This is a genomic window from Paracoccus sp. SY, assembly GCF_002901215.1.
GTDB classification, from domain to species: domain Bacteria; phylum Pseudomonadota; class Alphaproteobacteria; order Rhodobacterales; family Rhodobacteraceae; genus Paracoccus; species Paracoccus acridae.
This window is the reverse complement of record NZ_NWMQ01000039.1, coordinates 1-26,551: the sequence shown is the minus strand read 5'-3', so window position 1 is coordinate 26,551 and position 26,551 is coordinate 1. Positions and strand designations below refer to the sequence as shown.

The 26,551-nt window shown below is 66.6% G+C and carries 27 protein-coding genes and 1 pseudogene; 17 read left to right on the top strand and 11 right to left on the bottom strand.

Annotated elements, in window-relative coordinates:
- Positions 1-167: enoyl-CoA hydratase-related protein (locus CK944_RS24070; RefSeq protein WP_192877778.1), on the bottom strand; the 167-nt coding region annotated here is incomplete at its 3' end.
- A 169-nt stretch (positions 168-336) separates the two neighbouring features.
- Between CK944_RS24070 and CK944_RS18160 the strand changes: the two genes are divergently transcribed.
- The gene (locus CK944_RS18160) at positions 337-1,131 is read left to right on the top strand and encodes an SDR family NAD(P)-dependent oxidoreductase (protein ID WP_205049094.1); all 795 of its coding nucleotides are present in this window, start codon (positions 337-339) and stop codon (positions 1,129-1,131) included.
- A 42-nt stretch (positions 1,132-1,173) separates the two neighbouring features.
- Here the strand turns inward: CK944_RS18160 and CK944_RS18155 are convergent, their stop codons facing one another.
- From CK944_RS18155 to CK944_RS18145, 3 genes are all read right to left on the bottom strand, one after another.
- Positions 1,174-2,142: a tripartite tricarboxylate transporter substrate binding protein gene (locus CK944_RS18155; protein WP_103174487.1), complete on the bottom strand. Its 969-nt coding sequence runs from the start codon at positions 2,140-2,142 to the stop codon at positions 1,174-1,176.
- A 109-nt stretch (positions 2,143-2,251) separates the two neighbouring features.
- Positions 2,252-2,692, bottom strand: coding sequence for a universal stress protein (locus CK944_RS18150; RefSeq protein ID WP_103174486.1), 441 nt, complete (start codon positions 2,690-2,692; stop codon positions 2,252-2,254).
- A 12-nt stretch (positions 2,693-2,704) separates the two neighbouring features.
- Positions 2,705-3,655: an SMP-30/gluconolactonase/LRE family protein gene (locus tag CK944_RS18145; protein WP_205049093.1), complete on the bottom strand. Its 951-nt coding sequence runs from the start codon at positions 3,653-3,655 to the stop codon at positions 2,705-2,707.
- Between the two features lie 199 nt (positions 3,656-3,854).
- Here CK944_RS18145 and CK944_RS18140 point away from each other — a divergent pair, with 199 nt between their 5' ends.
- From CK944_RS18140 to CK944_RS18105, 9 genes are read left to right on the top strand one after another with little or no spacing between them, the layout of a single operon-like run.
- On the top strand, positions 3,855-4,625 hold the full coding sequence (locus CK944_RS18140) for an enoyl-CoA hydratase/isomerase family protein (protein ID WP_103174485.1): 771 nt from the start codon (positions 3,855-3,857) through the stop codon (positions 4,623-4,625).
- A 3-nt stretch (positions 4,626-4,628) separates the two neighbouring features.
- A complete protein-coding gene (locus CK944_RS23680; RefSeq protein ID WP_192877777.1) occupies positions 4,629-6,752 on the top strand; it encodes an acetate--CoA ligase family protein in 2,124 nt (707 codons plus the stop codon).
- Positions 6,753-6,755: 3 nt separating this feature from the next.
- A complete protein-coding gene (locus CK944_RS23675; RefSeq protein ID WP_192877776.1) occupies positions 6,756-7,964 on the top strand; it encodes an acyl-CoA dehydrogenase family protein in 1,209 nt (402 codons plus the stop codon).
- Positions 7,961-8,914, top strand: a complete 954-nt coding sequence (locus CK944_RS18130; protein WP_103174484.1) for an acyl-CoA dehydrogenase family protein — start codon at positions 7,961-7,963, stop codon at positions 8,912-8,914. Before CK944_RS23675 ends, CK944_RS18130 begins: the two co-directional genes overlap by 4 nt.
- Positions 8,915-8,928: 14 nt before the next feature.
- A complete protein-coding gene (locus tag CK944_RS18125; protein WP_103174490.1) occupies positions 8,929-9,684 on the top strand; it encodes an SDR family NAD(P)-dependent oxidoreductase in 756 nt (251 codons plus the stop codon).
- A 7-nt stretch (positions 9,685-9,691) separates the two neighbouring features.
- Complete coding sequence (locus CK944_RS18120) at positions 9,692-10,846, top strand: SDR family NAD(P)-dependent oxidoreductase (RefSeq protein WP_103174483.1); 1,155 nt, start codon at positions 9,692-9,694, stop codon at positions 10,844-10,846.
- Positions 10,843-11,505: a carboxymuconolactone decarboxylase family protein gene (locus CK944_RS18115; RefSeq protein WP_103174482.1), complete on the top strand. Its 663-nt coding sequence runs from the start codon at positions 10,843-10,845 to the stop codon at positions 11,503-11,505. Before CK944_RS18120 ends, CK944_RS18115 begins: the two co-directional genes overlap by 4 nt.
- Positions 11,506-11,556: 51 nt before the next feature.
- Positions 11,557-12,015: a tripartite tricarboxylate transporter TctB family protein gene (locus CK944_RS18110; RefSeq protein ID WP_103174481.1), complete on the top strand. Its 459-nt coding sequence runs from the start codon at positions 11,557-11,559 to the stop codon at positions 12,013-12,015.
- 8 nt (positions 12,016-12,023) lie between these two features.
- On the top strand, positions 12,024-13,526 hold the full coding sequence (locus tag CK944_RS18105; protein ID WP_103174480.1) for a tripartite tricarboxylate transporter permease: 1,503 nt from the start codon (positions 12,024-12,026) through the stop codon (positions 13,524-13,526).
- Positions 13,527-13,598: 72 nt separating this feature from the next.
- On the opposite strand, the gene CK944_RS18100 is transcribed toward CK944_RS18105, so the two are convergent.
- The 4 genes from CK944_RS18100 to CK944_RS18085 all read right to left on the bottom strand — a co-directional run bounded on the left by CK944_RS18100 (position 13,599) and on the right by CK944_RS18085 (position 17,887).
- The gene (locus CK944_RS18100; protein WP_103174479.1) at positions 13,599-14,756 is read right to left on the bottom strand and encodes an acyl-CoA dehydrogenase family protein; all 1,158 of its coding nucleotides are present in this window, start codon (positions 14,754-14,756) and stop codon (positions 13,599-13,601) included.
- Between the two features lie 81 nt (positions 14,757-14,837).
- Positions 14,838-16,025 carry a CaiB/BaiF CoA-transferase family protein gene (locus CK944_RS18095; RefSeq protein WP_103174478.1) on the bottom strand — a complete coding sequence of 396 codons (1,188 nt, stop codon included), beginning with the start codon at positions 16,023-16,025 and terminating at the stop codon, positions 14,838-14,840.
- Positions 16,022-16,822: a flavin reductase family protein gene (locus tag CK944_RS18090; protein ID WP_103174477.1), complete on the bottom strand. Its 801-nt coding sequence runs from the start codon at positions 16,820-16,822 to the stop codon at positions 16,022-16,024. The genes CK944_RS18095 and CK944_RS18090 overlap by 4 nt, the downstream gene beginning before the upstream one ends.
- A 3-nt stretch (positions 16,823-16,825) precedes the next feature.
- Positions 16,826-17,887: an LLM class flavin-dependent oxidoreductase gene (locus tag CK944_RS18085; RefSeq protein ID WP_103174476.1), complete on the bottom strand. Its 1,062-nt coding sequence runs from the start codon at positions 17,885-17,887 to the stop codon at positions 16,826-16,828.
- 105 nt (positions 17,888-17,992) lie between these two features.
- On the opposite strand from CK944_RS18085, the gene CK944_RS18080 reads away from it, so the two are divergent.
- The gene (locus tag CK944_RS18080) at positions 17,993-18,958 is read left to right on the top strand and encodes a LysR family transcriptional regulator (RefSeq protein WP_205049092.1); all 966 of its coding nucleotides are present in this window, start codon (positions 17,993-17,995) and stop codon (positions 18,956-18,958) included.
- A 150-nt stretch (positions 18,959-19,108) separates the two neighbouring features.
- Positions 19,109-19,717 (top strand): annotated as a pseudogene (locus CK944_RS18075) (metallophosphoesterase family protein).
- A 345-nt stretch (positions 19,718-20,062) separates the two neighbouring features.
- Here the strand turns inward: CK944_RS18075 and CK944_RS18065 are convergent.
- Positions 20,063-20,584, bottom strand: a complete 522-nt coding sequence (locus tag CK944_RS18065; protein WP_103174475.1) for a PQQ-dependent sugar dehydrogenase — start codon at positions 20,582-20,584, stop codon at positions 20,063-20,065.
- A 63-nt stretch (positions 20,585-20,647) separates the two neighbouring features.
- A complete protein-coding gene (locus CK944_RS18060; RefSeq protein ID WP_158248059.1) occupies positions 20,648-21,649 on the bottom strand; it encodes a PQQ-dependent sugar dehydrogenase in 1,002 nt (333 codons plus the stop codon).
- A gap of 291 nt (positions 21,650-21,940) precedes the next feature.
- On the opposite strand from CK944_RS18060, the gene CK944_RS18055 reads away from it, so the two are divergent.
- Genes CK944_RS18055 through CK944_RS18035 form a run of 5 tightly spaced genes read left to right on the top strand, consistent with a single transcriptional unit; the run spans position 21,941 to position 25,849 of the window.
- Positions 21,941-22,834: a siderophore ABC transporter substrate-binding protein gene (locus CK944_RS18055; RefSeq protein WP_103174473.1), complete on the top strand. Its 894-nt coding sequence runs from the start codon at positions 21,941-21,943 to the stop codon at positions 22,832-22,834.
- Positions 22,831-23,781: an ABC transporter permease gene (locus CK944_RS18050; protein WP_103174472.1), complete on the top strand. Its 951-nt coding sequence runs from the start codon at positions 22,831-22,833 to the stop codon at positions 23,779-23,781. The genes CK944_RS18055 and CK944_RS18050 overlap by 4 nt, the downstream gene beginning before the upstream one ends.
- Entirely contained in the window at positions 23,774-24,730 is a 957-nt protein-coding gene (locus CK944_RS18045) for an iron chelate uptake ABC transporter family permease subunit (protein WP_103174471.1), read from the top strand. The genes CK944_RS18050 and CK944_RS18045 overlap by 8 nt, the downstream gene beginning before the upstream one ends.
- Positions 24,727-25,548 carry an ABC transporter ATP-binding protein gene (locus CK944_RS18040; RefSeq protein ID WP_103174470.1) on the top strand — a complete coding sequence of 274 codons (822 nt, stop codon included), beginning with the start codon at positions 24,727-24,729 and terminating at the stop codon, positions 25,546-25,548. Before CK944_RS18045 ends, CK944_RS18040 begins: the two co-directional genes overlap by 4 nt.
- A 7-nt stretch (positions 25,549-25,555) precedes the next feature.
- On the top strand, positions 25,556-25,849 hold the full coding sequence (locus CK944_RS18035) for a DUF2218 domain-containing protein (protein WP_103174469.1): 294 nt from the start codon (positions 25,556-25,558) through the stop codon (positions 25,847-25,849).
- A 252-nt stretch (positions 25,850-26,101) separates the two neighbouring features.
- On the opposite strand, the gene CK944_RS18030 is transcribed toward CK944_RS18035, so the two are convergent.
- The coding region (locus tag CK944_RS18030) for a DUF2076 family protein (RefSeq protein WP_103174468.1) at positions 26,102-26,551 on the bottom strand (450 nt) is incomplete at its 5' end.

Below are 26,551 nucleotides of genomic sequence, written 5' to 3'. Positions count from 1 at the left end.
CGCCCCGCGCAGAGCAGCACCACCGCCTGCACGGCGTCGTCCGCGTCCAGCGAGGCCACCGCGTCCCACAACCCCTGCCGCAGCGCCTGCGACAAGGCATTCACCGGCGGATTGTCCACCGTGACAACGGCAACCGCGCCGTCCCGAGTGATGCTGATGACCGACATGCTATATCCCCAAGTAAGCCGCACGGATGCGGGGGTCTGTGGGCGGGAACCTGTCCGGTTGAGGTTCTGGACACAACCTTCGGAAACTGCCGAAAAGAACTGCATCATTCGCAAGACAGGCCGAAGCCGCCCCACCTATAACCCTGCGGAAACGACAAGGAGCGGACCCGTGCAAGACTGGCTGGAATTGAAAGACGCGACCTGCATCATCACCGGCGCGACCGGCGGCTTGGGACGCGCGACGGCCCTGGGCTTCCTGCGGGCCGGGGCGCGGGTCGCGCTGCTGGATCGGGCGGCCGAGGTGGATGAGGGCTTCAGGGCGGATCTGGACGGCACCGGCAGCCCCTGGCGCCTTTATGCGGCCGATGTCCGGGACAAGGACCAGATCCGCGGTGTCGCGGGGCAGGTCGCAGCCGACCTGGGCAAGCCGTCGGTCCTGGTGAACAATGCCGCGCTGTCGGCCCCTGCCCCGCTGGCGGAAACCGAACTGGACCGGCTGCAGAACCAGTTCGCGGTCAACCTGGGCGGATATCTGCAATGCGCGCAGGTCTTTTGCGAGGGTCGCGACCCCGGTCGGCCCGGTTCGATCATCAACATCGCCTCGATCGCGGGGCGCAACGCGCAGGCGAAATCCGGTGGCTATTCATCGACCAAGGCCGCGATCCTGATGCTGTCGCAGCAGATGGCGGTGGAATGGGGCCCCGAAGGGATCCGCACGAACAGCGTCAGCCCCGGCCTGTTCCTGACGCCCATGACGCAGAAATTCTATGCCGACCCCGAGGATCGCCGCCGCCGCGAGGAAGTCGTGCCCCTGCGCCGGATCGGGGATGCGGACGAACTGGCCAATGCCGTTCTGTTCCTGGCAAGCCCCCGGTCATCCTATGTCAACGGGGCCGAGATCATCGTGGACGGCGGCTTCTCGCAAACGCTGATGTCGCATATCCCGCGCGCCTATGGGCGCTGAAACGCGAAAGGGGGCGGATTGCGCCGCCCCCTTTGTCTGACATCACTGCAATTCGATGCCGCGTTCCTTGACGATGGCGCCCCAGACCTCGCGGTCCTGGTCCAGCTGCTTCTGCAGTTCGTCGGGCGTGCCGCCCACCGGGAATTGCGCGATATTGGACAGGAACTCGACCGTGCGCTCTTCCTTCAGGACCTCGTCGATGGCGGCGCTGATCGCCTGCACCTGCGCGTCGTCCATTTCGGCGGGGGCGAAGATGCCCGTCCAGAACGACCCCGTCAGCTGGGGACGGCCCAGTTCGGCGAAGGTCGGCACCTCCGGCAGCTGCGGGATGCGTTCCTCGCTGGCGACGGCCAGCATCTTCAGGTCGCCCGACCGGATCTGCCCGATCACGCCGAAGGGCGAGGAGACGGTGAAGTCGATCTGCCCGCCGATCATGTCCTTGAGTTCGTCCGCCGTGGTCTTGTAGGCGACCTCGGTCATCTCGAAGCCCAGTTCGCGGTTCAGCAGCGCGCCGTAAAGCTGGCTGAGGCTGCCGGGACCGAAAGTGCCGAAGCGGAACGGGTTCTCGCTGGCCTTGGCGGCGGCCAGGAAGCCGTCCAGGTCGTTGTATTCGGCCGAGGCGGGCACGGTCAGCGCCATCGGACCATGGGCCACCAGCGAGACGGGCTTGAAATCCTCGGCCTTGAAGGGCAGGCCCTTGCGGGTCAGCAGGTTGACCGAGATCGGCCCCGTGCCGCCCACGAACAGGGTGTTCTGCGGGGTGCGGGTGCTGGCGACATATTGCGCGCCGATGATGCCGTTCGCGCCCGGCTTGTTTTCCACCAGATAGGTCTGCCCCGTCTTGCGCGACAGGCCCTCGGCGATCAGGCGGGTCAGGCCATCGACCGGGCCGCCGGCGGAATAGGGCACCACCATGGTGATGGGGTCGCCCTGCGCGATCGCGGTAACCGGAACAAAGGCCAGCGACGCCGCCACGGCCAGACCCGCAATCAGATTGCGCCTCGTTGTCATGCAAACCTCCCATGCATCTCAGTCGCGCAATCTGCAGAAATCGCACCGCATGGTATATGGCGATTTCCGATGGACTGTTCTGCCGATTTCGCCGGAATTGCTGGGGAAATCAGCGGATCACAAGAACCGGAATCGTCGAATGTGACACGACTTCAAGGGTCTGGCTGCCCAGGAACAGGCGGCGCATCCCCCGGCGCCCATGCGAGGACATCACGATCAGATCCGCGCCTTCCGCCTTGGCGGTCTCGACCAGGCCATCGGCGGGATGTTCGTCGGGGACATGGACGGTCTTGAATTCCACCCCGGCCTGGGTGGCGCGGTCGGCGGCCTTGTCCAGGATCGCCTTGGCGAAGGCTTCCTCCTCGGCCTCGTATTTCTGGACCGGATTCCCCTCGCGCACGGCATTGGCCATGTCGATGGCCGACCACATTTCCGTCACGGTGACCATCGTGACCTTCGCCCCCACCGTCCTGGCAAGGTTCAGGGCATGGTCAAGCCCGCGCAACGACAAGGGAGAGCCATCGAGACCGACGAGGATGTTCTTGTACATTCCTGATTCCTTTCAACAACAAGCGTTCTGGACCAAGGCGTCGGGCAGGTCGGCCGCGACCTGGATGTCCTGCCGTCCCCTGCCCCGGATATTGGCACGGCGCGTCTGCGGGGCCCAGACGCCCGCGCCGGTTATGCGCAGGACATTTCCATCAAGCGGCCCTTGGGCGCGCAACCTGCCGCTGTCGCTGATCGAGGTGACGAAGATCCTGTCCCCCTCGGGCCCGCCGATGCAAAGCGACGCGGGATGGGCCACCGGAACCTCGATGCGGCGGACCAGCCGTCCCTGGGGGTCGAAGCCCGCCAGGGCGCCCGCATGGACAAGCGCCGTCCAGAGAATGCCCTGCGCGTCGAAGACGCAGCCGTCCGGGGCCGAATCCAGCGCATCGGTGGTGGCGAATATCTCGGGCGCCTCCAGGCTCCAATCCTCGCCGATGCCGAAGCGCAGGATCCGCCGCGCGGCGCTGTCGCAGACATATAGGCACCCGTCCGGCCCCATGCGGGGGCCGTTGGTGACGCCGATCCCGGTCGCCAGCTTGACCGTCGCCCCGTCCGGGCTCAGCCGGTAAAGCCCGCCCAGCGGCGCCTCGCCCGGTTCGCGGAAGATATGCATGGTGCCCATCAGGAAGCTGCCATCCGGCAGAACCACGCCGTCGTTCAGGCGCAGGTTGGGGTGATCCACCTCAAGCTCGGCCAGGGTCTCGACCGCCGATGTGACGGGATCGACAAGCGCGATGCTGCGCCGCAACGCGACCACCAGCCGACCGTCGTCGTTCAGCGCGAAGGATCCGACCGGCGCAGGCAGGGCGATCCGGCGCCGCACCTCGCCCGTCTCGGGGTCAAGGGCCACGATCAGGCCCGCGCGCCCATCGACCAGCCACAGCATCCCGGTTTCCCAGTCCCAAACCGGGCATTCCCCAAGCTGCGCCCGGAAGGCCCCCAGCGGAGAAATCGACAGCGTCATGGCAATGTCCTGATCCTATTGCGCGGGAAATGCGGGTTTTCGGGACTATCCCCTTCAAAAGCCATTACATCCCCAAGCCTGCCCGCACTTCTGCAGAATCCGCAAGACTGTTCGCCACGCTGATCGGTTCAAAAATGGCGCAAGGACACGTAATCCGACCCGATCCCTGCAGCAGCCGGGAACTGGGGGAGGAACCAGCATGTCCGAAGAACACGTCCGTCTTGACGTTGCCGATTACGTCGCCGTCATCACCTTGCAACGTCCGCCCGTCAACGCGCTCAGCCGAGAGATGCGGCGCCAGTTCATCGCGATCATCGACGAGGTTTCGGCCCGCGACGACATCCGCTGCGCCGTCCTGACCAACAGCGGCCATGTCTTCTGTTCGGGCGCCGACCTGAAGGACCGCCCCGACCCGGATCTGCCCGGCGACTTCCTGGAACACAACCGCGTCACGCGCGAAACCGGCAATGCCGTCCGCGAATGCGCCAAGCCCGTGATCGCCGCCGTCAACGGCGCGGCCCTAGGCGCGGGCTTCGGCCTGGCCGCGGCCTGCGACATCATCTATGCCAGCGACCGATCCACCTTCGGGATGCCGGAAATCAACGTGGGCCTGGCGGGCGGGGCCTCCATGCTCAAGACGCTGTTCGGGCGCTCGACCCTGCGGCGGCTGTTCTTCACCGGCCAGCGGATCAGCGCGCAGGAACTGGCCGACCGCCACATCATCGAAGCCGCCCTGCCGGAATCCGACCTGATGCCCACCGTGATGGAGCTTGCGCACGAGATCGCCGGCAAGTCGCCGCTTGCCATGATCTATGCCAAGCGCGCCGCCAACATGGTCGAGGTGATGCCGCAGCGCGACGCCTATCGCTTCGAACAGGAATTCACCATGGCGCTTGCCAGGACCGAGGATGCCCGCGAAGCCCGCATGGCCTTCCTCGAAAAGCGCAAGCCCGTCTTCAAGGGACGCTGAACCATGCCAAGGGATCTTGCGGACATGCCCGGACAGGGCCTCGACGCCTTCTTCGGGGCCGATGGCATCGCCATCGTCGGCGCCTCGGACGACATCACCAAGATCGGCGGGCGGCCGATCCACCTGCTGAAGAAATATGGCTATCGCGGCCCGATCTATCCGGTGAACCCGCGCGGGGGCGAGATCCAGGGGCTGACGGCCTATCCCTCCGTCCGCGACCTGCCGACGGCGCCGGACCTTGCCATCCTGGTCGTGCCCGCCACGGCCACCGCCGATGCCCTGCGCGACTGCGCGGCGCGCGGCGTGCGGGGGGCGGTGGTCCTTTCCTCGGGCTTTTGCGAGGCAGGGCCCGACGGGCAGGCGTTGCAGGACGAACTTCTGGGCATCGCCCGCGATGCGGGGATGCGCCTGTTGGGGCCGAACTGCCTGGGCAGCTTCAGCGTCGCCAATGGCGTGATCGGATCCTTCTCGATCGTGCTGGAAGACAGCATGCCCAAGGCGGGCAATGTCGGCATCGTGTCGCAATCGGGCAATATCGGCAGCTTCATCGTCCAGAACGTCGCCCTGCGCGGCCTGGGCGTCAGCCACTTCATCGCCACAGGGAACGAGGCTGATGTGGACGTGGCCGACGGCATCGCGGCGCTTGCGCGGGACGCGCAGACGGGCGTGATCCTGTGCTGCATGGAAACCTGCAGGGACGGTGGGCGCCTGACGCAGGCCCTGGATCTGGCGCGTGCCAATGGCAAGCCGGTGATCGTGCTGAAGATCGGCGAAACCGAAAGCGGCCAGGCCGCCGCCGCGTCCCATACCGGGGCGCTTGCCGGGTCGGACGCGGTGATCGACGCGGTGCTGCGCCGCCACGGCGCCCTGCGCGTCCGTAGCATCGAGGCGCTGCTGGAGATGGGCCACGCGGCCTCGATCCTGGGTCGGGACCGCTTGCCCAAGGGCAAGCGCGTCACCCTGGTCGCGGCCTCGGGCGGCTTCGGCATCATGATGGCGGATGCCGCGACCAAGGCGGGACTGGACCTGCCGCCGCTGTCCGACGCGACCAAGGCCCGCATCAACGAGGCGGTTCCCACGGCGGGCACCAACAACCCGGTCGATGCCTCGGCCCAGATGTCCAGCCGTCCCGACATCCTCTACAAGATGCTGTCGGCCTTGATCGAGGAACCGAACACCGACGCGACGCTGCTGTTCCTGTCGCTGTCGCTTTACAACAAGCGGCTGCGGGGGGTCTATCTGGAAGCCCTGGCCCGGATCCGCGAAAGCCATCCCGACCGGCTGCTGGCCGTCATCAGCGCCGGTCCCGCTGACGCGGTGTCCGAGATCAACGCCCTTGGCATCCCGGTCTTCGCGGGCATCGACGCGGCGGCGAACGGGCTTGCGGGCCTGTCGCGGCTGACCGGGCCTGGCGGCGATGCCGTCCGCTGGACGGGCGAAAGCCTGCCCGTCGATCCCGCCGTCTTCCGCAACGAGAACGCGGCCAAGAAGGCCCTGGCGGAAATCGGCGTCGGCATCCTGCCCGAGGCCACCGTTCAGTCCGCGGACGAAGCCGTGCAGGCGGCCGATGCGATGGGCTATCCGGTCGTCCTGAAGATCCTGTCCGAGGACATTCCCCACAAGACCGAGGCCGGCGGCGTCGCCCTGAACCTGGGCGACGGGGACGCCGTGCGCGCGGCGCATGACCGCATCCTGAACTCGGCCCGCAGCCATGTGCCGGGCGCCCGCATCGACGGCGTGCTGGTCACGCCCATGGCGGGCGCGGGAACGGAACTGATCATGGGTGTTTCGCGCGATCCGGTCTTTGGCCCGGTGGTGATGGTCGGCATGGGCGGCATCTTTGCCGAGGTCCTGGGCGATGTCGCGCTGGAACCCGCCCCCGTGACCCCCGCCCAGGCCGAGGCGATGATCCGGTCGCTGAAGATGTTCCCGATCCTGGACGGCGCGCGGGGCCGCGAACGCGGCGACGTCGCCGCCGCCGCCCGCACCCTGTCGGCCCTGTCGGAATTCGCCTGCCGCCACGCGGATGACGTGGCCGAAATCGACCTGAACCCGGTCCTGGTCCGGGCCGAGGGTCAAGGCGTCGTCGCGCTCGATGCCCTGATGATCCCCCATGCGAAGGTGTAAGCCATGACCGTGCAGCCTGTCTTCACCAAGTCCCTTCAGGCGATGGCCCCTGCGGAGTATCGTCTGCACGCCCGCACCTGGCTTGCGGCGAACCTGCCCGCCCATATGCGCGCGGACAGCACCGACTGGCGCGCCCCCGCGCTGGAGGAATCGGTGTCCTGGGAGGCGCGGATGTATCGCGCGGGCCTGGCGGGCATGACCTGGCCCGTCGAATATGGCGGCCACGGCCTGACCCTGCGCGAACACCTGATCGCCAACAAGGAAATCGGCGCGGTCATGATGCCCGAAAGCGCGGGTTCGGTCGGCAAGGAACTGGCCGGGCCGATCATCATGGCCGTGGGCACCGAAGACCAGAAGCAGGCCTTCCTGCCCCGCATCCTGACGCTGGAGGACATGTGGTGCCAGGGCTTTTCCGAACCCGATGCCGGGTCCGACCTGGCCCGCCTGCGGACCCGCGCGGTCCCGCATGACGGCGGCTGGCGCATCAACGGGCAGAAGATCTGGACCTCGGGCGCGTCCAAGGCCGACTACTGCCTGCTGCTGACCCGCACCGGCACCATCGAGGACCGCCACAAGGGGATGCTGATGTTCGCGGTGCCCATGTCCACGCCGGGCATCCGCGTCGTCCCGATCAAGTCCATCGACGGCAAGGTTTCCTTCGCCGAGGTGTTCTTCGACGACGTGATCGTCCCCGACGAGGCCCGGCTGGGCGCGCCCGACGAAGGCTGGGACGCCGCGATCCGCGTGCTGTCCATCGAACGCGCGACCAACCGCATGTATCGCCCCTGGCGGTTCGAAACCGAACTCCGCGCCCTGCTGCGCGGCCTGAAATCGGACCCGGAACTGGCGGTGCTGCTGGACGACGGCGCGGTCCGGAACCGGATCGGGCAGGTTCTGGGCCAGATCGACGCGCTCAAGGGCTTTGTCGAAGGGTCCGTGGAACAGCTTCTGGACGGCGCGCAGATCGGCGCGCGGGGATCGCTGTCGAAGCTCTATTGGTCGGAATGCCACCAGGCCTTCGCCAGCCTGGCCCTGGATCTGGTCGGCCATGTCACGCCGCGATCCTCGGGCCTGGCGCAGCGGATCCGCGACCACTTCACGACCGCCTATCTGTTTGCGCGGGCCGAGACGATCTATGCCGGCACGACCGAGGTGCAGCTGGACATCATCGCGCAACGCATCCTGAAATTGCCGAAGGATCTGCAGAAATGAGCAGCGACGACCACGGCCTTCTCCCCGCCGAGCTTGCCGAAGCCGCCCGCCCCGCCATTGCCGAGGCCAAGGGAAAGCCCGCCCGCGATGCCGCCCGCATCCTGGCCGAGGCTGGGCTGACCGGCGTCTGCGCGCAGGAAGACGATGGCGGGATGGCGCTTGGCCTGCCCTTCTCCCTGGCCATCGCCGAGGAAGCGGGGGCGGGCCAGTTGCGCTTTCCGCTGCTGGACCAGATCCTGCTGGCGCAGGCATTTGCGGGGCAGGACATCGCCGGGCGCATCGCCGCAGGCGAAGCCCTGGGCCTGATCGGCTGGGAAGGCGCCCGCGACGGGCTGCTGCGCCTGTCCGACGACTGCGACTGCGACGTGGTTCTGGTGCCCACCGGCCAGGGTGCGGACCTGATCGAACGGGCGGGCCTGACGGGGACGCCGACCCCCCTTCTGGACCCGGATGCGCCGCAGGTCTGGCTGGATGTCGGCGCCGCCCGCAAGATCGGATCGCTGACCCTTGACCAGATGGCCGACCTGCGCCGCGCGGGCGAGGCGCTGTATGGCGGCTTCGTCACCGGGGCCGCGGCGAATGCCCTGGCCCTGTCCAGCGACTATCTGGCCGCGCGCGTGCAGTTCGGGCGTCCTCTGTCGTCGAAACAGGCTGTGCGCCATCATCTGGCGCGCATGAAGCTGCTGCTTGAAATGAGCCGCGCCGCTTTGACCCGGTCGCTTGCCCGGGACGAGCTTGGCAATCCCCGCGACACCCGGCCCGCCTTCCTGGGCGCGGTCGGCAATGCCGTCTGGACGCTGGAAAAGGCGATCCACCTGCATGGCGGCATGGGCTTCACCTGGGAAGTGCCGCTGCATTATTCGCTGCGCGACATCCGCAAGATCGAGACCGCCTTCGGCGCGGGCCGCCTGGCCCGTCAGGTCGCGCAAGACTTCATCCGGGCCGCATGACGAAAGGGAAAACCATGTCCAGCGATTTCGAAGGCCGCGTGGCCCTGATCACGGGCGCCGGAAACGGCATCGGCCGCCAGACCGCCATCGAGATGGCCCGGCGCGGCGCGGTGGTGGGCGTGAACGACCTCAAGGACGAATTCGTCGCCGAGACGCTGGATCTGATCCGGGCCGAGGGCGGGCAGGCATTCGGCGTGGTCCAGAACCTGTCCACCCGCGAAGGCGTGCAGGCCGCCGTGGATGACACCGTGGCCCAGGGCGGGCGGCTGGACATCCTGGTCAACAACGCCGCCTGGGTGCGTTACCAGGCGATTCCTGACATCCGCCTCGACACGATGGACCGGATGCTGGACATCGGCTTCAAGGGCGTGATCTGGGGCATCCAGGCCGCAAGCGCGGCGATGGACGACAAGGGCGGGGCCATCGTCAACGTCGCGTCCTCAGCCGCCTTCCGGTCCACCCTGAATTCGGTCGTCTATTCCGGCATCAAGTCGGGCATCCTGGGCATCACCCGCGCGGCGGCCGCCGAACTGGGCGGGCGCGGCATCCGCGTGAACGCCGTCTGCCCGTCCGCCGTCCCGACCGAGGGCACGATGCGCAACCGCGACGAAAAACGCGACGCGGCCCGCATCGCCCGCACGCCCCTTGGCCGTCTTGGAACGGTCGAGGACATCGCCCGCACCATCTGCTTCATGGCCAGCGACGATGCGGGCTTCGTCACCTCGCAGGCGCTGCTGGTCGATGGCGGCGTCACCCTGACCAATATCTGAGGCACGCTTGAACAAGGTCGTCATCACCGGGGCTGCATCGGGCATCGGACGGGAAACCGCCCGGATCTTCGCCGATGCCGGCTGGACCTGCGTGCTGCTCGATCTGGATGGCGAGGGCCTGGCCGCCGTGCGGGCCGACCTGCCGGGCGGATCCCATCAGGCCGTGGCGATGGACCTGACGCGGGATGCCGATTATGCCGCCCTGGCCGCGATCGAAGGGCCGGTCGCGGCGGTGATCTGCAACGCGGGCGCATCGGGGACGCCGGGCCGCGGCATCGCGGACCTGACGCCCGGCGAACTGGACGCGGCCCTGGCGCTGAACCAGCAGGCTCCGCTGCGGATGCTGGCGGCGCTTGAGGGCCAGCTGGCCCATGGCGCGCGCGTGGTCGCGGTGTCGTCGGGGGCGGGTCTGCGCGCCATTCCCCTGCGCGGCGGATACAGCCCCAGCAAGGCCGGCCTGATCGCGGCGATGATGGCCTTGTCGGATGCGCGGACCGATCTGGCGGTCAGCGTCCTTTGCCCCGGCTTCATCCGCACGGCCCTGGTGGACCGCCTGATCGCGGGCGGCCAGCTTGACCCGGCCCGCGCGGTCGCCAAGATCCCCCTGGGCCGCATGGGCACCCCGCAAGAGATGGCCGATGCGCTGTTCTTCCTGGCCGCCCCTGCCGATCCGCCGCTGCGGGGCTGCGTTCTCAGCGTCGATGGCGGATCCTCGGTTTTCGGCGGCAGCGTGGCTTATGCGCAGGGGCCGGACACGTCCGGGCAACTGGCCCCGGACGCGGGTTTCGCCCTGCGCCATGCCGACGACCTGTCATCCGCCTTTCCTCCCGCCACTACGCCGCAGGCCGTGGTCGATGGCCGCGCGCGCCATGCGCCCGATCCGGTGCAGGCCCTGCGCGCGGCGGCCGCCGATTTCGCGGCCACCGAAGGCGCGGTCAGCCTGACGCTGCTGCTGCCCGCCGACGACGACCCAAGCCCGGCCGCACGCGGACAGGCCGCCGCCCTGCGGATGATGGTGGCGACGCTGGCCTGCGAGCTTGGCCCCCCGGGCCGCCGCGTCAACGCGGTCCAGGGCCGCCCAGACCCGGTGCTGATCGACTGGATCGCCCGCGCGGGCTTCCTGACCGGCCAGGTGCTGACATCCGCCAGGAGAGCGCCATGACCCCGCAGGAACAGCAGATCCGCGACCACTTCATCGCCCGGCGCGGCTATTGGCGCCCCTGGGTCGAGGCGCTGCTGAAGACCCGCCCCGATTTCGTGCAGGCCTATGCCGATTACGCGGGCGAGGCCGTGGCCCAGGGTCCGCTGACGCCGCGCATGGTCGAACTGATCTATGTCGCGCTGGATGCCTCGGCCACGCATCTTTATGCCAACGGGCTGCGCACCCATGTCGATCTGGCCCTGAAGGCGGGGGCGACCGAGGCGGACCTGATGGACGTCTTCGCGCTTTTGTCCGCCCAGGGTCTTGAATGCGTTCGGGCGGGCGCGGATATCCTGGCCGAGGAACTGGGCGTCGCGACGTCCGGCGACGGTCTTGCCGCGCTGTCGCCCGCCTATGCGCGGACCCTGCGCGATTTCGAACAGGCGCTGGAAAGGCCCCGCGGCCTGAAACCCGTGGAACGCGCGATCATCAGGACCGCGCTTTTCGCCTGCTTCACCGGCTTTCAGGAAAATGGGCTGCGCCGCGCGATCCGCCAGGCCCTTGACCTTGGGGCGGCGCGGGGGGAATTGCTGCAGGCCATCCAGCTTGGCGGCCATCTTTCCGTTCACGGGACCGCCATGGGCGCCCAGCTTTTCACAAGTGCCACGCCTGAAACGTAGTCATCGGGATTCCGCTGGAGGAAGGCGGCAGCCCGAAAATGGGAGGACATCATGAGAACGCATATAAGTCAGCGCCTTCCCGACCTGGTCGGTGCAGGCCTTGTCACCGCCTTGGGCATCTTCGCCTATGTGCAGGGCGCCGGCTATGACATGGGCACGATCCGAGAGATGGGGCCGGGATATTTCCCGCGCATCCTGTCGGTCGGGCTGATCCTGATGGGCCTGCTTTACGCCTTCGTGGCATGGCGCGCCGAACCCGTCAGCTTCGGCGAGGAACGCCCCGCCCCCCTGTCGGTCCTGATCATCTGCGCCTCGCTGGTCGTCTTCGCCCTGCTGATCGAGCGGAACGGCCTTGTGCCCGCGATCTTCTTCTCGACCTTCCTGTCGACCTTCGCCTCCGACAAGCGCCACATTCCCACGGCGCTGCTGCTGTCGGCCCTGACCGCGCTTGCCTGCGCGGCGATCTTCGTCTGGGGGCTGTCCCTGCCCTTCAAGTATTTCGCGATCTGAGGCACGCCATGATCGAGAACATCCTTCTTGGACTTTCCGTCGCCCTTTCGATGAAGGGGCTTTTCTACTGCGGGCTTGGCGTGCTTCTGGGCACGGTGGTGGGCGTCCTGCCCGGCCTTGGCACCATGGCCACGCTGGCCATGCTGATGCCCATCACCTATCACATCGACCCGAACTTCGCGGTCATCATGCTGGCGGGCATCTATTACGGCGCGGCCTATGGCGGCTCGACCGCCTCGATCCTGCTGAACCTGCCCGGCACCGTCACCAGCGTCGTGACCACGCTGGACGGCTATCCGATGGCGCAGCAGGGCAAGGCGGGCCTGGCGCTGTTCATCACGGCCATCGCGTCCTTTGTGGGCAGCATGATCGGCGCGGTGCTGCTGGCGGTCCTGACCGTGCCCCTGGCCAACATCGCCATGAAGTTCGGGCCGCAGGAATATACCGCGCTGATGGTCTTCGGCCTTGTCGCGGCCTCCATGCTGTCCACGGGGCGGCCGCTGAAATCACTGATCATCGTCTTCGTGGGGATGCTGCTGGGCCTTGTCGGCATCGACATGAACAGCGGCACCTCGCGTTACACCTTCAACCTGCCCGAACTGTTCGACGGGCTGTCGCTGGTCGCCATTGCCCTGGGCCTGTTCGGCCTGCCCGAGATCATCACCACCGCCCGCGGCGGACCCGAGGGCAAGGTCACGGAAGAACGGATCACCCTGCGGTCGATGCTGCCCAGCCGGGCCGAATGGCGCGAAAGCGCCTGGCCGATGCTGCGCGGCACGGGGATCGGGTCGTTCTTCGGCGCCCTGCCCGGCACCGGCGGGATGATCGCGACCTTCATCTCCTATGCCGTGGAAAAGCGCATCAGCAGAACGCCCGAGAAGTTCGGCCATGGCGCCATCGCCGGTGTCGCCTCGCCCGAGGCGGCCAACAACGCCGCCGTCCAGACCGCCTTCATCCCGACCATGAGCCTGGGCATCCCCGGCGATGCGGTCATGGCGATGATGCTGGGCGTGCTGATGGTCCATGGCGTCATCCCCGGCCCGCAGGTCATCACCGAACATCCCGACCTGTTCTGGGGACTGGTCGCGTCCTTCGTGGTGGGCAACATCCTGCTGGTCGGGCTGAACATCCCGCTGGTCGGGCTGTGGGTGCGACTGCTGAAGGTGCCCTATCACCTGCTTTATCCGATCATGATCGCCTTTGTCTGCGTGGGCATCTATTCGGTGCGCAGTTCGGTCCTGGACATCTATATCCTGCTGGGCGCGGGAATCGCCGGCATCGTGCTGAAGCTTCTGCGGTTCGAGTTGGCGACGCTGCTGCTGGGCTTCGTCCTGGGCCCGATGATCGAGGAAAACTTCCGCCGCACCATGACGGTGACGAACGGCGATTTCTCGTCCTTCCTGGACCGTCCGATCGCCGCGGTCTTCGTCTTCGGCACGCTGGCGATCGTGGGCTTTTTCGTGATCCGCTATCTGATGCGCTTCATCATGCCCGCCCGCGCCAACGCCTGAAGGCGGGCACGGCACGAAACAGAAAGGCCGCCGGGATGAACCGGCGGCCTTTTTCTGTTGAGGGATCTCGGATCAGCCCTGTCTGGCGCGGCGGATCATCGACTTGGCGATCACCGTCTGCTGGATCTGGGTCGTGCCTTCATAGATGCGGAACAGGCGCACGTCGCGATAGAAGCGCTCCACCGCATATTCCTGCATGTATCCCGCGCCGCCATGGATCTGGACCGCGCGGTCCGCGACCCGGCCCACCATTTCGGACGCATACATCTTGGCGCAGGCCGCTTCCTCGGACACGTTCTGGCCCGCGTCCTTGCGGCGGCCGGTTTCCTCGACCATGCAGCGCGCGGCATAGGCCTCGGCGCGGCTGTCGGCCAGCATGGCCTGGACAAGCTGCTTGTCGGCGATGGGGGCGCCGAACTGTTCGCGTTCCATCGCATAGCGCAGCGAATCGTCGATCAGCCGTTCCGCCGCCCCCGTGCAGATGGCCGAGATATGCAGCCGCCCGCGATCCAGAACCTTCATCGCGGTCTTGAAGCCCTGCCCCTCGATCCCGCCGATGATGGCATCGGCCGGGACCCGGCAATCCTCGAAGATCACGTCGGCGGTATGGGCGCCCTTCTGGCCCATCTTCTTGTCGCGCGGCCCGACCGTCAGGCCGGGCGTTCCCGCCTCGACCACGAAGGCCGACACGCCCGCTGCCGTCTTGCTGGACGGGTCGGTCCGGGCGAAGACGGTGAACAGGCCCGCGCGCGGGGCATTGGTGATGAACCGCTTGGTCCCGTTCAGGACGTAATGGTCCCCATCCCGCCGGGCCGAGGTCTTGAGCGATCCGGCATCCGATCCCGCCCCCGGTTCGGTCAGCGCGAAGGAGGCGATCAATTCACCCGAGGCGAGGCGCGGCAGGTATTTCGCCTTCTGCTCCTCGGTCCCGTCGATGATCAGCCCCTGAGAGCCGATGCCGTTGTTCGTGCCGATCAGCGACCGGAAGGCGGGCGAGGTATAGCCCAGTTCGAAGGCGATCTGGATTTCCTCGGACATGTTCAGGCCGATGCCGCCGTATTCCTCGGGGATGGTCATGCCGAACAGGCCCATCTCTTGCATCTCGGCCACGACATCGGCGGGGATGTCGTCGGTCTCGGCCACCGTTTCCTCAAGCGGAACCAGCCGTTCGCGGACATAGCGGCGCACCATGTCGCGCAGCTGATCCAAGGTTTCCTGATCCAGGGCCATGCTTCTTCCCTATGTGTTTGTGACATGTCGAACCGCGGCACCGCAGGGGTGCCGCAGGCTTGGATCCGCCGGCCGGCCGCTTCAGGGCTTGCGGATGAAGGCCCCGGCCAGGTCGCCGTCGGCCAGGCCGAAGTCCTGGGCCACCGCGTCGGTATCGCCCGCGAAGGACGGGGGCGACTTGCGATAGGTGGCGGGCGTCCGTTCCAGCTTGATGGGGCTTGCCGTGCCGCGATAACCGTCGGGCAGATCGACGATCATGCCGCGCGCATGGGTATGGGGGTCATCGACCACCTGGTCGATGGTCCGCACCGGCGCGCAGGGCACGCCCGAGGTGACCAGCCGTTCCGCGACCTCGTTCACCGCCCAGGCCGACAGCGCGCCTTCCAGAAGCGCGCGCAATTCGGGGCGGTGCTCCTTGCGCAGGGCGTTGGTCGCATATCGCGGATCCGCGGCCGCCTCGGGGATGCCCAAGGACTGGCACAGCTTCGCGAACTGCCCGTTGTTGCCCACCGCCAGGAACAGGTCGCCGTCCTTGCAGGCATAGGTGTCATAGGGGGTGATGTTGGGATGGGCATTGCCCGCCAGCTTCGGCAAGCCGCCGCCCAGGTAATAGTTCGGCAGATGCGGATGCAGAAGCGAGACGCCGCAGTCGTAAAGCGCGGCCTCGACGAACTGGCCCTGCCCGGATTTCGTCCGTTCCTGCAAGGCCAGCAGCACGCCCACGGCCGCGTTCAGGCCCGTCACCATGTCCACCACGGGGATGCCCATGCGGGTGGGCTTGCCGCCGGGTTCGCCATTCACGCTCATCAACCCGACCTGGGCCTGGATCGCCGCGTCATAGCCGGGGCGGCCACCATAGGGGCCATCCTCGCCAAAGCCCGACACGCGGCAATGGACCAGGGCCGGGAAGCGCCTTTGCAATTCCGCGCGGCCAAGGCCCCATTTCTCGAGCGTGCCGGTCTTGAAGTTCTCGATGAAGACATCGGCCCGTTCCAGCAGCGCCGCCAGGACATCGCGGCCTTCCTGGGTCGAGAAATCCAGCGCGATCCCCTGCTTGTTGCGGTTCAGCCCGATGAAATAGCTGGCCGCGTCGCCATGGAAGGGCGGGCCCCAGTGGCGGGTCTCGTCGCCCTGGGGCGGTTCGATCTTGATGACGCGGGCGCCGTGATCGGCCAGGATCTGGCCGCAATAGGGCCCGCCCAACACGCGGCTGGCGTCGATGACGGTCAGCCCGTCCAGGGCCCCGGCCACGGCACCCTTGTCTGTCATGCCTGCTCCTCAAGCTGCAACCTGCGGATCCCCGCGCCGAAATTGACCAGGGGATTGGCCCCTGTCCGGCTTTTCGCGCTGCGGATCAAGCCCACGAACAGCCGATGCGTGCCAAGCCGCCAGTTGTGGACGATGTCGCATTCCATCGCCGCCACCGCGTCCTGCAGGACCGGCATCGCGGCATGGCCGTCGGCCCAGATGCCGTCGGCAAAGCGCGCCTTGCCCTGGGGCTGCGACAGCACGGTCTGGACCAGGCCCTGATGTTCATGGCCCAGGACATTCGCCACGAATTTCTGCGCCCCCAGCAGCTTTGCCGCCATGGACGAGGATTCGTTGACGAAAAAGCCGATCATCGGCGGTTCCGCGGAAATCGAGGTCAGGCTGGACACGATCAGCGCCGCCGGCCTGTCGCCATCCATCGTGGTGATGGCGGCGATCCCCGCAGGCAGGGCGCGCATCGCCGCCTTGAAATCGTCGGTCGAGACCAGTTCGCGATCCTCGACCCAGGCCAGGTGGGCGCGGACCAGGCCTTCGTCATTGGTGAAGCCCGCCTTGGCGGCATAGGCCAGCATCCCGGCGAAGCCCGCTTCCCATTCCGCCTCGCCCGCATGCCCGGACAGGAAGCGCAGGATCTGGGGATGCAGCCAGACATGGCCCTCGCCCTCGCGCCGCCCGATCCGGGCGATGGCGCCCTCCAGGCGGCCGTTGATCTGGGGATCGACCAGGATGTCGAGCCTGCGGAAATCCGCGGGCTCCAGCATGGTGATCGCCCCGGATACGCCAAGATACAGGCGCATCGGTCAGGCCGCGGCCTTCTGGGCCAGTTCCTTCTGAACGGCGGGGATGATCCGGTCGCCCCACAGTTCGATCTGGCGCAGCATGGTCTTCTGGTCGAAATCGCCCAACTGGGTCTGCAGGGCGATGTGCTTGGGCTTGAGAATCTCGATTTCCGCCAGCAGCTTGTCGATGACCTGGTTGACCGAGCCGACCGGCAGGTTCGCCTTGAGCTGTTCCATGGTCGGATCGGTGTCCGAGGGGACTTCCTTGATCATGTAGCCGTCGTCGGACTGCGCCCGGCGGTATTTCAGGCTTTCGGAAATCCGCCGCTGGAAGCGGGCGCAATCCAGATAGGCGTCGATCTCGGCCTGGTTGTCGCTGGCATAGCCGCAGCGCAGGAAGCCGAAATGGACGTCGCGGTCCAGATTTTTGCCCTCGCCCTCGGCCACCTTTTCCAGACGGGTGCGCAGGTTGGCGATGGCGTCGTTGCCGTTCAGCAGCGCGGTCACGAACAGGTTGTGGCCTTCGCGCACGCCGCGCCCCAGCGTCACCGGGTTGCCCGAGGTGATCCAGATCGGCGGCAGCGGTTCCTGCACCGGGCGCACGGCGATGGAACTGGGCAGGATGTCGATATGCTTGCCGTGATATTCGAAGACCTTGTTCTTGAAGGCCATCGGGATGACGTCCAGGAATTCGTCATAGACGGCGGCCGATTCCTCGATCTTGATGCCGAAGCGTTCGAATTCGAACTGCTGGTATCCCGACCCGATGCCCAGTTCCAGACGGCCGTCCGACAGGGTATCGACCAGGCCCACCTCGGCCAGGAAGCGGGCGGGGTGATACAGCGGCAGGATGCAGACGGCGCTGCCCAGGCGGATGCGCGTCGTCTTGGCGGCGCAATGCGCGACCATCATCAGCGGCGACGGCGACAGCGAATAGTTGTTGAAGTGGTGTTCGGCGTACCAGGCGTTGCTGAACCCGGCCTGTTCGGCCATCACGGTCTGCTCGACCGAGTTCTTGATGACGTCCTGCGACGACTGGTGATAGCCGCGCTGCTGGGCCAGAATGAAAACACCAAAATCCATCTTGCCGCCCTCCTCGACGATAAAAGCTGGCGTAACTGCTACACTCCCTCGCCTGTTCGTCGGAATACGCATAATATGACGAGGTATGCCGCAGATAGTGGGGGAATGATGGACCGGCTGAGGGCGATGGAAATGTTCCTGTCGGTCGCCAAGACCAGCAGCTTCACGGAAACGGCGCGGCTGTCGGCGACCTCGGCGACATCGGTATCGCGCATCATCGGGGACTTGGAGGATCACCTGGGCGTGCAGCTTCTGCTGCGGTCTACCCGGCAGGTCACCCTGACCGAGGCGGGCGAGTCCTATGCCCGCCAGATCGAGCCGATCCTGTGGAGCATCGACGAGGCCCGCGACAGCATCAGTGCCATCAGCACCAAGCCCCAGGGCGTGCTGCGCATCCATTCGCGCACGATGTTCGGCCTGGGCGTCCTGACCCCGCTGATCCCGCAATTCGCGGCACTTTATCCCCAGATCAAGATCGAGCTGGCCCTGGGCGAGGACAAGGTGGACCTGCGCCGGCAGGGCATCGACATCGACTTCCGCATCTCGCCCCCGGCTGAGGCGGGGCTGAAGCGGCGCAAGCTGTTCGAATCCAAGCGCCTGCTGGTCGCGTCCCCCGCCTATATGGCCGACCGGCCGGCGGTGGAAAGCCCGGCCGACCTCCACCACCACGACCTTCTGGCGTATATGCGTCCTGGGGACGTCTATAATTGGCGGTTCAGCAGGAAAAACAAGGATCGCGAAGTCAGGGACGAGGATCTGGAGATCGCCCCCCGGCATGTGTCCAACAATGGCATGGTGCTGTTGGACCTGGCGCTGTCCGGGCAAGGGGTGGCTCTGCTTGATGATTACACGGTCGCGAACTGGCTTGATCAGGGCGACTTGGTCCATCTGCTGCCGGATCATGATGTCACGAACTCGACTTTCGAAGAGGGAATCTATGCGACATTCCTGGATACCCCGATCGTACCCGCCAAAATCCGGACGATGCTTGATTTCGTCATCGAGCGCACTGCGGGCATGCAGCGCCGCTTTGACGTCTGGCGTCAGCCGCTGACGGTCAATCGGCCCTAGCGCACCGAGGTCTGCCTGCGTGTCCCACTTGTCATGTTGTCCCCAAGATGAACTGCCGCTTCCTAGGCTTGGTGCTGACCGCCGAGCCGTCCTGTCGCGTGGCGGAAGATGGGCCAGGTCGGGCGCCGATGAAGATTGGACCGTTACGGCATGCCAGCCGCGCTGTGCAATACGAACATGCCGTGGCAGGAACCCGTCGCGGCGCGCGCTCGTCGCCATGTTGCCGGGCTGACGGGCGACCGGCCTGCGATGACCAACAGGAGCTGCCTGATGCAACCACTTGTCCTGCCATCTGCTGGGAACCGCATCGGCGTCATTTCCGACACCCACGGCCTGCTCCGTCCCGAGGCGCTGGAGGCTCTCGACGGCGTCGGCCGCATCCTGCACGCAGGCGACATCGGCGATCCCACCCATCTCGAAGCGCTGGCGCGCATCGCCCCGGTGACGGCAATCCGCGGCAACATCGACCGCGGCCTTTGGGCCGAGACCCTGCCCTAGACGGTGAGCCTTACGATCGGCGGCCTGCGGATCCACATGATCCATGACCGCAAGGCCCTGCAGGCTGATCCGCGAGCCGAGGGGTGGGACGTCGTGATCTCGGGCCATTCCCACAAGCCCGGCATCGAGGAAACCGGCAGCGCCCTGTGGCTGAACCCTGGCGCAGCCGGCCCCCGCCGCTTTCGCCTGCCGATCACGCTGGCTTTCCTGTGGGAAGAGGCCGGCCGCCCCCGCGCCATGATCCATCCCTTGCCGGTCTGACCTGCTTCCGCCCGAACATGGCCTTCCGAACCGCCCATGGCCTGCCCGACGCTGGATGTCGTCGGAGGCAAGATCCTCACGAATAACCGCAGTCGCTCGAACTCCCCCTGCCCTTTCCTGCCCCCTTGTCCTCTTCAACTACCAGAAGATCCCCGGCCTTCTCCCCTGCGCCGCAGAGTTTCATCCCGGCCCGGAACGGCGGCGTTGCGGCGATCTTGTTCAGCTTCGTGTTCCTGTAGCAAAAGCCGGTCCGATCAGCGTCGATGCACGACGGGGCTGAAAGGCAAGTGTCACGATCACGCGTGGCCCGTCGTCCTGCAGGGAAGACGGGCCAGCCTGTTCTTGTCAGTTTCCTCCCTCCGGTGCGGTCCGAGAGCTGCCTTCGGCCTCGCCGCTTTCGACTTCCTGTTCAGCAGCCTCGGGGTCCGATGCGGGCTGATCGCTGCCCGCTTCGGACCCAGCCTCGGTTGCCGCCGGTTCGGTTTCGCTTGCAGCGCTGGCCCCATCCGCCGCAGGGGTTTCGCCCCGGGCAGTATAGACCAGGATCGCGCCTGGATTTTCCAAGCCTTCGGCGCCCTCGCCCTGTTCGTTCTGGATCCCGCCTTGCGAGTCGGTCAGCAGATAGATGGTCTGCCCGTCATCCGCGATCTCGATGTCGCGCAGGCGGTTCTGGCCCAGGTAATAACGGGTGAACCCTTCGCCCGCCGCAGGATCGAAGGCATAGATCGAGCCGTGCTTCAGCGCGGTGGACAGCAGGCGCCCCTGCAGATCCGCCACGGGGCCGTCATACCAGGCGATCGACGAAGGCCCGATGCTGGGGCGGCAGAAATAGCCGAAATCCTCGCAGCCTTCGGGTGGCTCGGTCACGGTGAACAGTGTGGCAATGGGCGCGACATAGTTATCAGGCGCCTGCCATTCGCTTTCCTTTTGTCAGGGGACGCTTTCGGGAATGGTCTTGGAAGGCCCGACCCATTCCAGCTGGTCGCAGGGTTCCGACGCCTCGGACCATTCGGCATAGACATAGAAATGGTCGTCCTGCTGGCCCGCGACATGGGGCCAGCCATAGTTGCCGCCAGCCGTGATGCGGTTGATCTCGTCGTCGGTGTCGGGGCCATGCTCGTTGGAATAAAGCGTGCCGTCGGGCGCGAAGGCGATGCCCTGCGGATTGCGGTGGCCATAGCTGAAGATGTGGCTGCGGACGCCCTCGATCTCGGGGTTGTCGTCCGGGATGCTTCCATCAAGATTCAGCCGCAAGACCTTGCCCTGATAGGCGAAATAATCCTCGGCGCCCAGTTGGTCGGCGGTGGGCAGGGTCTGGGCTTCAATCGGGCGGCACCAGTTCACAAGCTGGTTGTGGCCCATGTCGCCCACCGTCAGGTAGATCATGCCGTCCGGCCCGATCTCCATCCGGCCCGAATTGTGGTCGTTGTTGGCAGGGATCCCGGTCAGCACGTCGGTCTGGTTCGACAGCCTGCCCGTCGCCTCGTCGTAGTCGAGGCGGACGACCTTGTTGAAGATGTCGTGATAAGGGTCGTCATTGTCCGGGCGGGTGGGGTCGGTGCGGGCCTCGTCCTCATAGGTCAGACAGACGAAGACCTGGTTGCTGCCATTGCCGAAATCCGGGTGGAAGGCAAAGCCCATCACGCCGGTCTGCGCGCCGCTGGTGATCTCGGGCAGCTCGAACTCATGGGCGCTTTGCAGCGTGCCGTTTTCGGGGTTCACGCGGACCAGCCTGCCGGCAGTGCGTTCCGTCACCCACAGCCAGCCATCGAGGCCGACCCTAATCTGGAAGGGATTGCCAAGCCCCTGGACCAGAACCGCCTTGTCAAAGGGAAACTCGGCGCGGGTCACGTCTTCGGGGGACTGGGCGAAGGCCGGCGACAGCAAGGCCGCAAGGGCCGCTGAAAGACAGAAGGTTTTCCGGGATGACATGGGCAAGGCTCCTATCAACAAGGGACAAGGAAGCATCGGCTTGTGTCAACACGCTGATGACACCGATGTTCCGGTGCGGGTGGCCCTTACCGCCCGGATCGAAAACCCTCTGCCAGGACCGTCTTGGACTGCAGTCGCAGGGGTCCCATCCCATCGGGAACCATAGCCCGACCCCTCATCCCTGCTAAGGCTGACAAAAATACTCGCCATTATTGACATCAGCTTTTGGCGGGCATAATCGCCAGGGCATGGCATCTGGCGCTTCTGCCAAGCCGAGGAAAGGAACGGCGTATGCGAACGCTTTTCACTGCTGGACCTGCGATGCTGCTTGCCTCTACCGCACTGGCCGATGTGACGATCGAGACGGCGCAGGGCCCCGAAACGCTGCCTGAAATGCCGGCAAAGGTGGCGGCCCTGGACCTTGGCGTCGCCGACACATTGATGGCCCTTGGCGTCACGCCGGCCGCCCTGCCCGAGAAGCTGTTCCTTGATCATCTTCAGCCTTTGGCCAGTTCCGCGGCCCCTGTCGGCACGTTGCAGGAACCCGACCTCGAACAGCTTGCCGCCGTGGGACCGGACCTGATCGTCGTGGCCAACCGCACCGCCGTGAAAAGAGATGCTGTCGAACAGGTCGCGCCCGCAATCGACATGACGGTCGACGGCGCCACGCTGATCGAGGACGCCAAGGCCCGTCTTTCCGCCTTTGCCGCCCTGTTCGGCAAGGAAGCCGAGGGCGAGGCGCTGATCGCGACGCTGGACGACAAGCTGGCCGGTCTGTCCGATGCGGGTCGCGACAAGGGCAATGCCTTGGTCCTTCTGACCAACGGACCGAAGATGTCGGCCTATGGCGCAGGTTCGCGGTTCGGCTGGATCTATGAGGTCACCGGGATGCCGCAGGCGGGCAAGCCGCTGGACGCCAAGGCCAGCCATGGCGACGCCGTCAGCCATGAATTCATCGCCCAGACCAATCCGGACTGGCTGTTCGTGCTGGACCGGGGTGCCGCCATCGGCGCCGACGGTCCTTCGGCCGATGCCACCCTGGACAACGAGCTGGTGCGCCAGACGAATGCCTGGAAGAACAGCCATGTGGTCTATCTGCCCGCCGGCAACGTGTATCTTGCCCCCGGCGGCTATACTTCGCTGACCGAAACCCTGGACAGCCTGGCTGCCGCGCTTGCGGAATGAAGGCCCGTGTCGCCGTCGCGGGTCTGCTGCTTCTGTTGCTGACGCTGGCAAGCCTTGGCGTTGGCGCGGCAAGTATCGACCTGCGCGCGGCCGACGGGTGGACGCTGCTGGTGCTGATGGAATCCCGGCTTCCCAGGACGCTGGCGGTGCTGCTGACGGGCGCGGCCCTGGCGGTCGCGGGCGTCGTGATCCAAAGCCTTGTGCGCAACCGCTTCGTCGGTCCTGACACAGCGGGCACGGGAGAAAGCGCGGCGCTTGGGCTGCTGGCCGTCACGCTGCTGGCACCGGCCGCCCCCATCTGGGCCAAGATGGTCGTGGCCAGCCTGGCCGCGATGGCAGGGACCGCCCTGTTCATGGCGATCGTTCGTCGCCTGCCCGTGCGCGAGGTGATGCTGGTCCCGATTGCCGGTCTGATCCTGTCGGGCATCATCGGCAGCGTCGTGACCTGGATCGCGTGGCAGCATGACCTTCTGCAGTTCGTCGCCACCTGGTTGATGTCGGGCGAATTCTCGGGCGTCATCGCGGGTCGGTACGAATTGTTGTGGGTCGCAGGCCTGGCCGCGCTGCTTGCGTGGTTCGCGGCCGACCGTTTCGCGATCCTGTCGCTGGGCGACCAGGTAGCCACGGGGCTGGGACTGTCGTCGCGCGGCGTGATGCGGCTGGGGATGGTGGTCGTCTCGGTGGTCTCGGCCCTGGTCGTGACAACCGTGGGCATGATCCCGTTCGTCGGACTGGTGGTGCCGAACATCGTCGCGCGGATCATGGGCGACAACCTTCGCGCCTCCATTCCCGTTGTGGCAGCGGGCGGGGCGGGGCTGCTGCTGGCCTGCGACCTGATCGGGCGGATCCTGCGCCATCCCTATGAAATCCCCGTCGGCACGATCCTGGGCATTGTCGGTTCGCTGATCTTCCTATGGCTTCTCTACAGGCCTGCGACGCATGGATAGGACCGCTGCCACGCTGATTGCGGCGCTGATGGCGCTGCTCGCCGCAGCCTCGCTGGTGTGGATGTTCCAAGGGATCGGCGGGGGCAACCGCGCCTTCATCCTGAACCTGCGCGCGACCAAGCTGGCCGGGCTGGTGGTGGTCGGCGCGGCCGTGGGCATCGCCACCGTGCTGTTCCAGACGGTCGCCTCAAACCGGGTGCTGACGCCCTCCATCATGGGCTTCGACGCGCTTTACGTCCTGCTGCAAACCGGGCTTGTGGCGGCGCTTGGGGTCGCGGGCTTTGCCGCCCTGCCTCTCGCGGCGAAGTTCCTGGCCGAGGTCGCCGCCATGTCGCTGCTGGCGGGGCTGCTTTTCGGCACGCTGCTGGGGCGCGGCGCCAGGGACATTCCCCGAACCATCCTGACCGGGGTGATCCTGGGCGTGCTGTTCCGGTCGCTGTCCACCTTCCTGGCCCGGATCATGGACCCCAATGCCTTTGCCGTGGTGCAAAGCGTCAGCTTCGCCAGCTTTGGCAGCATTGATGCGGCGCTTCTGCCGATGGCGGCGCTGATCATGGCAGGCTGCGTCGCGGGCGCGCTGTGGCTGGCCCCGCGCCTCGACGTGCTGGCCCTGGGCCGAGAGGTCGCGACGTCGCTGGGCCTGCGCTTCGACCGGCTTGTCCTGGTGACGCTGGGGCTGGTGGGAATGCTGGTGTCGGTTTCGACCGCGCTTGTCGGTCCCGTGGCGTTCTTCGGCCTGCTGGTGGCGGGCCTGGCGCATGGCCTGTCACCCTCGGCGCGTCATGCGGTGCTGCTGCCCGTGGCCGGGCTGATCGGCGCGGCGATCCTTGTCGCGGGCCAGACGCTTTTCGAACGCCTGATGGGCCAGACCGGCACCCTGTCGGTCGTGGTCGAATTCGCGGGCGGCCTGTTCTTCCTGTTTCTTCTGCTGAAAGGGCGTGTCCGATGATCCGCATAAACGGTCTGAGCCACCATATCGGCCCGGCCCCGATCCTGCACGACATCAACCTGACCCTGCCGCGTGGCAAGCTGGTCGCGCTGATCGGTCCCAACGGCGCGGGCAAGTCCACGCTGCTGCGCCTGATCGCCCGGCTGGAACCCCTGCAACGGGGCCGGGTCGAGATCGACGGGCTGGATCTTGCCAGCACGCCCACCAAACGGCTGGCGCTTGCCATGGCCGTGATGGGCCAGCAGACCCAGATCGCCAGCCGGCTGCGGGTGGCGGAACTGGTAGGCTTCGGCCGCTGGCCCCATCACCAGGGCCGCCCCCGGCCCGCTGACAGGGAAGCGGTCGAAAAGGCGCTGGAAGCTTTCGGGCTTGGTCCCCTCCGGCATCGCTTCCTGGACGAGATTTCCGGCGGCCAGGCGCAGCGCGCGCATCTGGCGATGACCTTTGCCCAGGGCACCGACTGGCTGCTTTTGGACGAGCCGCTGAACAACCTCGACATGGCCCATTCCCGCGCGCTGATGGCGCGGCTGGCCGAACTGGTGCGGGGCAGCGGGCGCAGCGTCGTCACCGTCGTGCACGAGGTCAACTATGCCGCCGCCTGGGCCGACCATATCGTCGCCATGAAGGGCGGCCGGATCGTTGCCGAAGGTCCGGCCGACACGGTCCTGACCGAACAGGTGCTGTCGGACCTTTACGACACGCCGATCGAGGTGTCGCGCCACGACAGCCGCCCACTGGTCCTGCACCACCATTGGCACGACCAACTCGGCGCGCCCTATCCCAAAGCATCCGACGCCGACCGTTTCCCCCTGCATTGAGGACCCCATGATCTCGACCGCCCATTACCCCACGCCCAATGCCGCAAAATACGTCCAGCAGCTTGCCAAGCATTTCGCGCACAAGATCGAGGTGCGGTCGGATGCCACCTCCGCAGACTTCACCCTGCAGGCGGGCAGCGTCAGGCTGGAAGCCGCAGACGGCGCGCTGATCGCACGGGCCGAGGCCGAGGATGCAAAATCCCTGATCGACGCGCGTTATGTGATCGACAAGCATCTGGTGATCTTTGCCTTCCGGGAAGGCTTTGCCGGACTTGAATGGAAGGTCGGCGAGGCTGCCTGAGAGTTATGCTTCCGGCGGCTGCAGTTCGCTGCGCAGCCTTTGGGTTCGGCAGCATGTCGGGGAGCCCGAAGATCATCAACAGCGCCAGGGTCGCGCGGTCCTGGAACCACGCGACCAGATCGGTCATGGTCAGCCTGCCTGAGGCCGTCTGGGCGGCAAGCCGGTCAATCAGGTAAGACAGGGTTCGCCGACTTCGGTCCTCTCCGGCGTCGTCCTCCGACGCCGGGACGGCTGCAGGCTGGCTGCCGTCGTTCATTCGAAATCGCCACCGTCATCGTAACCGGCGTCGTCAAAGCCTTCCTGATCTTCCATCGGTTCCTCCGCGGGCGCCTCGGCCGCGGCAGCATCTCCGGCGAACATGCCGCCGATGGCGTTGCCCAGCAGCACGCCGCCCGCGACGCCCATGGCGGTCTGCGCCGCGCCGGCCATGAAGCCGCCGCCACCCGAGGGGCGGCCGCTGCTCCAGGGGCCCGATCCCTGCGGCGCCTGTCCATAGCCCGGCTGCTGCCCATAGGCTGCGGGCTGCGGGCGCGGGGCCATGGGGCGCGGCGCTTGCTGCTGACCGCCGCCGAAGAGCCGCCCAAACAGGCCGCCCTGCTGGGGCTGGGGCTGGTGCTGAAGCTGCTGGATATGATCCTGCGCGGCGTTCAGGGCCTGTTCCTGAACGATCACGGTTTGCGCCAGGTAATAGGCCGCGCCGGG

Bases quoted from the DNA above. Each gene is read 5' to 3' on its own strand.
- CK944_RS18125 (WP_103174490.1), top strand. From the start codon at position 8,929: ATGTCCAGCGATTTCGAAGGCCGCGTGGCCCTGATCACGGGCGCCGGA.
- CK944_RS18115 (WP_103174482.1), top strand. From the start codon at position 10,843: ATGACCCCGCAGGAACAGCAGATCCGCGACCACTTCATCGCCCGGCGC.
- CK944_RS18050 (WP_103174472.1), top strand. From the start codon at position 22,831: ATGAAGGCCCGTGTCGCCGTCGCGGGTCTGCTGCTTCTGTTGCTGACG.
- CK944_RS18040 (WP_103174470.1), top strand. From the start codon at position 24,727: ATGATCCGCATAAACGGTCTGAGCCACCATATCGGCCCGGCCCCGATC.
- CK944_RS18100 (WP_103174479.1), bottom strand. From the start codon at position 14,756: ATGGCCCTGGATCAGGAAACCTTGGATCAGCTGCGCGACATGGTGCGC.
- CK944_RS18035 (WP_103174469.1), top strand. From the start codon at position 25,556: ATGATCTCGACCGCCCATTACCCCACGCCCAATGCCGCAAAATACGTC.
- CK944_RS18105 (WP_103174480.1), top strand. From the start codon at position 12,024: ATGATCGAGAACATCCTTCTTGGACTTTCCGTCGCCCTTTCGATGAAG.
- CK944_RS18090 (WP_103174477.1), bottom strand. From the start codon at position 16,822: ATGCGCCTGTATCTTGGCGTATCCGGGGCGATCACCATGCTGGAGCCC.
- CK944_RS18045 (WP_103174471.1), top strand. From the start codon at position 23,774: ATGGATAGGACCGCTGCCACGCTGATTGCGGCGCTGATGGCGCTGCTC.
- CK944_RS18060 (WP_158248059.1), bottom strand. From the start codon at position 21,649: ATGTCATCCCGGAAAACCTTCTGTCTTTCAGCGGCCCTTGCGGCCTTG.
- CK944_RS23675 (WP_192877776.1), top strand. From the start codon at position 6,756: ATGACCGTGCAGCCTGTCTTCACCAAGTCCCTTCAGGCGATGGCCCCT.
- CK944_RS18150 (WP_103174486.1), bottom strand. From the start codon at position 2,692: ATGTACAAGAACATCCTCGTCGGTCTCGATGGCTCTCCCTTGTCGTTG.
- CK944_RS18155 (WP_103174487.1), bottom strand. From the start codon at position 2,142: ATGACAACGAGGCGCAATCTGATTGCGGGTCTGGCCGTGGCGGCGTCG.
- CK944_RS18130 (WP_103174484.1), top strand. From the start codon at position 7,961: ATGAGCAGCGACGACCACGGCCTTCTCCCCGCCGAGCTTGCCGAAGCC.
- CK944_RS18110 (WP_103174481.1), top strand. From the start codon at position 11,557: ATGAGAACGCATATAAGTCAGCGCCTTCCCGACCTGGTCGGTGCAGGC.
- CK944_RS23680 (WP_192877777.1), top strand. From the start codon at position 4,629: ATGCCAAGGGATCTTGCGGACATGCCCGGACAGGGCCTCGACGCCTTC.
- CK944_RS18055 (WP_103174473.1), top strand. From the start codon at position 21,941: ATGCGAACGCTTTTCACTGCTGGACCTGCGATGCTGCTTGCCTCTACC.
- CK944_RS18140 (WP_103174485.1), top strand. From the start codon at position 3,855: ATGTCCGAAGAACACGTCCGTCTTGACGTTGCCGATTACGTCGCCGTC.
- CK944_RS18080 (WP_205049092.1), top strand. From the start codon at position 17,993: ATGATGGACCGGCTGAGGGCGATGGAAATGTTCCTGTCGGTCGCCAAG.
- CK944_RS18145 (WP_205049093.1), bottom strand. From the start codon at position 3,655: ATGACGCTGTCGATTTCTCCGCTGGGGGCCTTCCGGGCGCAGCTTGGG.
- CK944_RS18085 (WP_103174476.1), bottom strand. From the start codon at position 17,887: ATGGATTTTGGTGTTTTCATTCTGGCCCAGCAGCGCGGCTATCACCAG.
- CK944_RS18095 (WP_103174478.1), bottom strand. From the start codon at position 16,025: ATGACAGACAAGGGTGCCGTGGCCGGGGCCCTGGACGGGCTGACCGTC.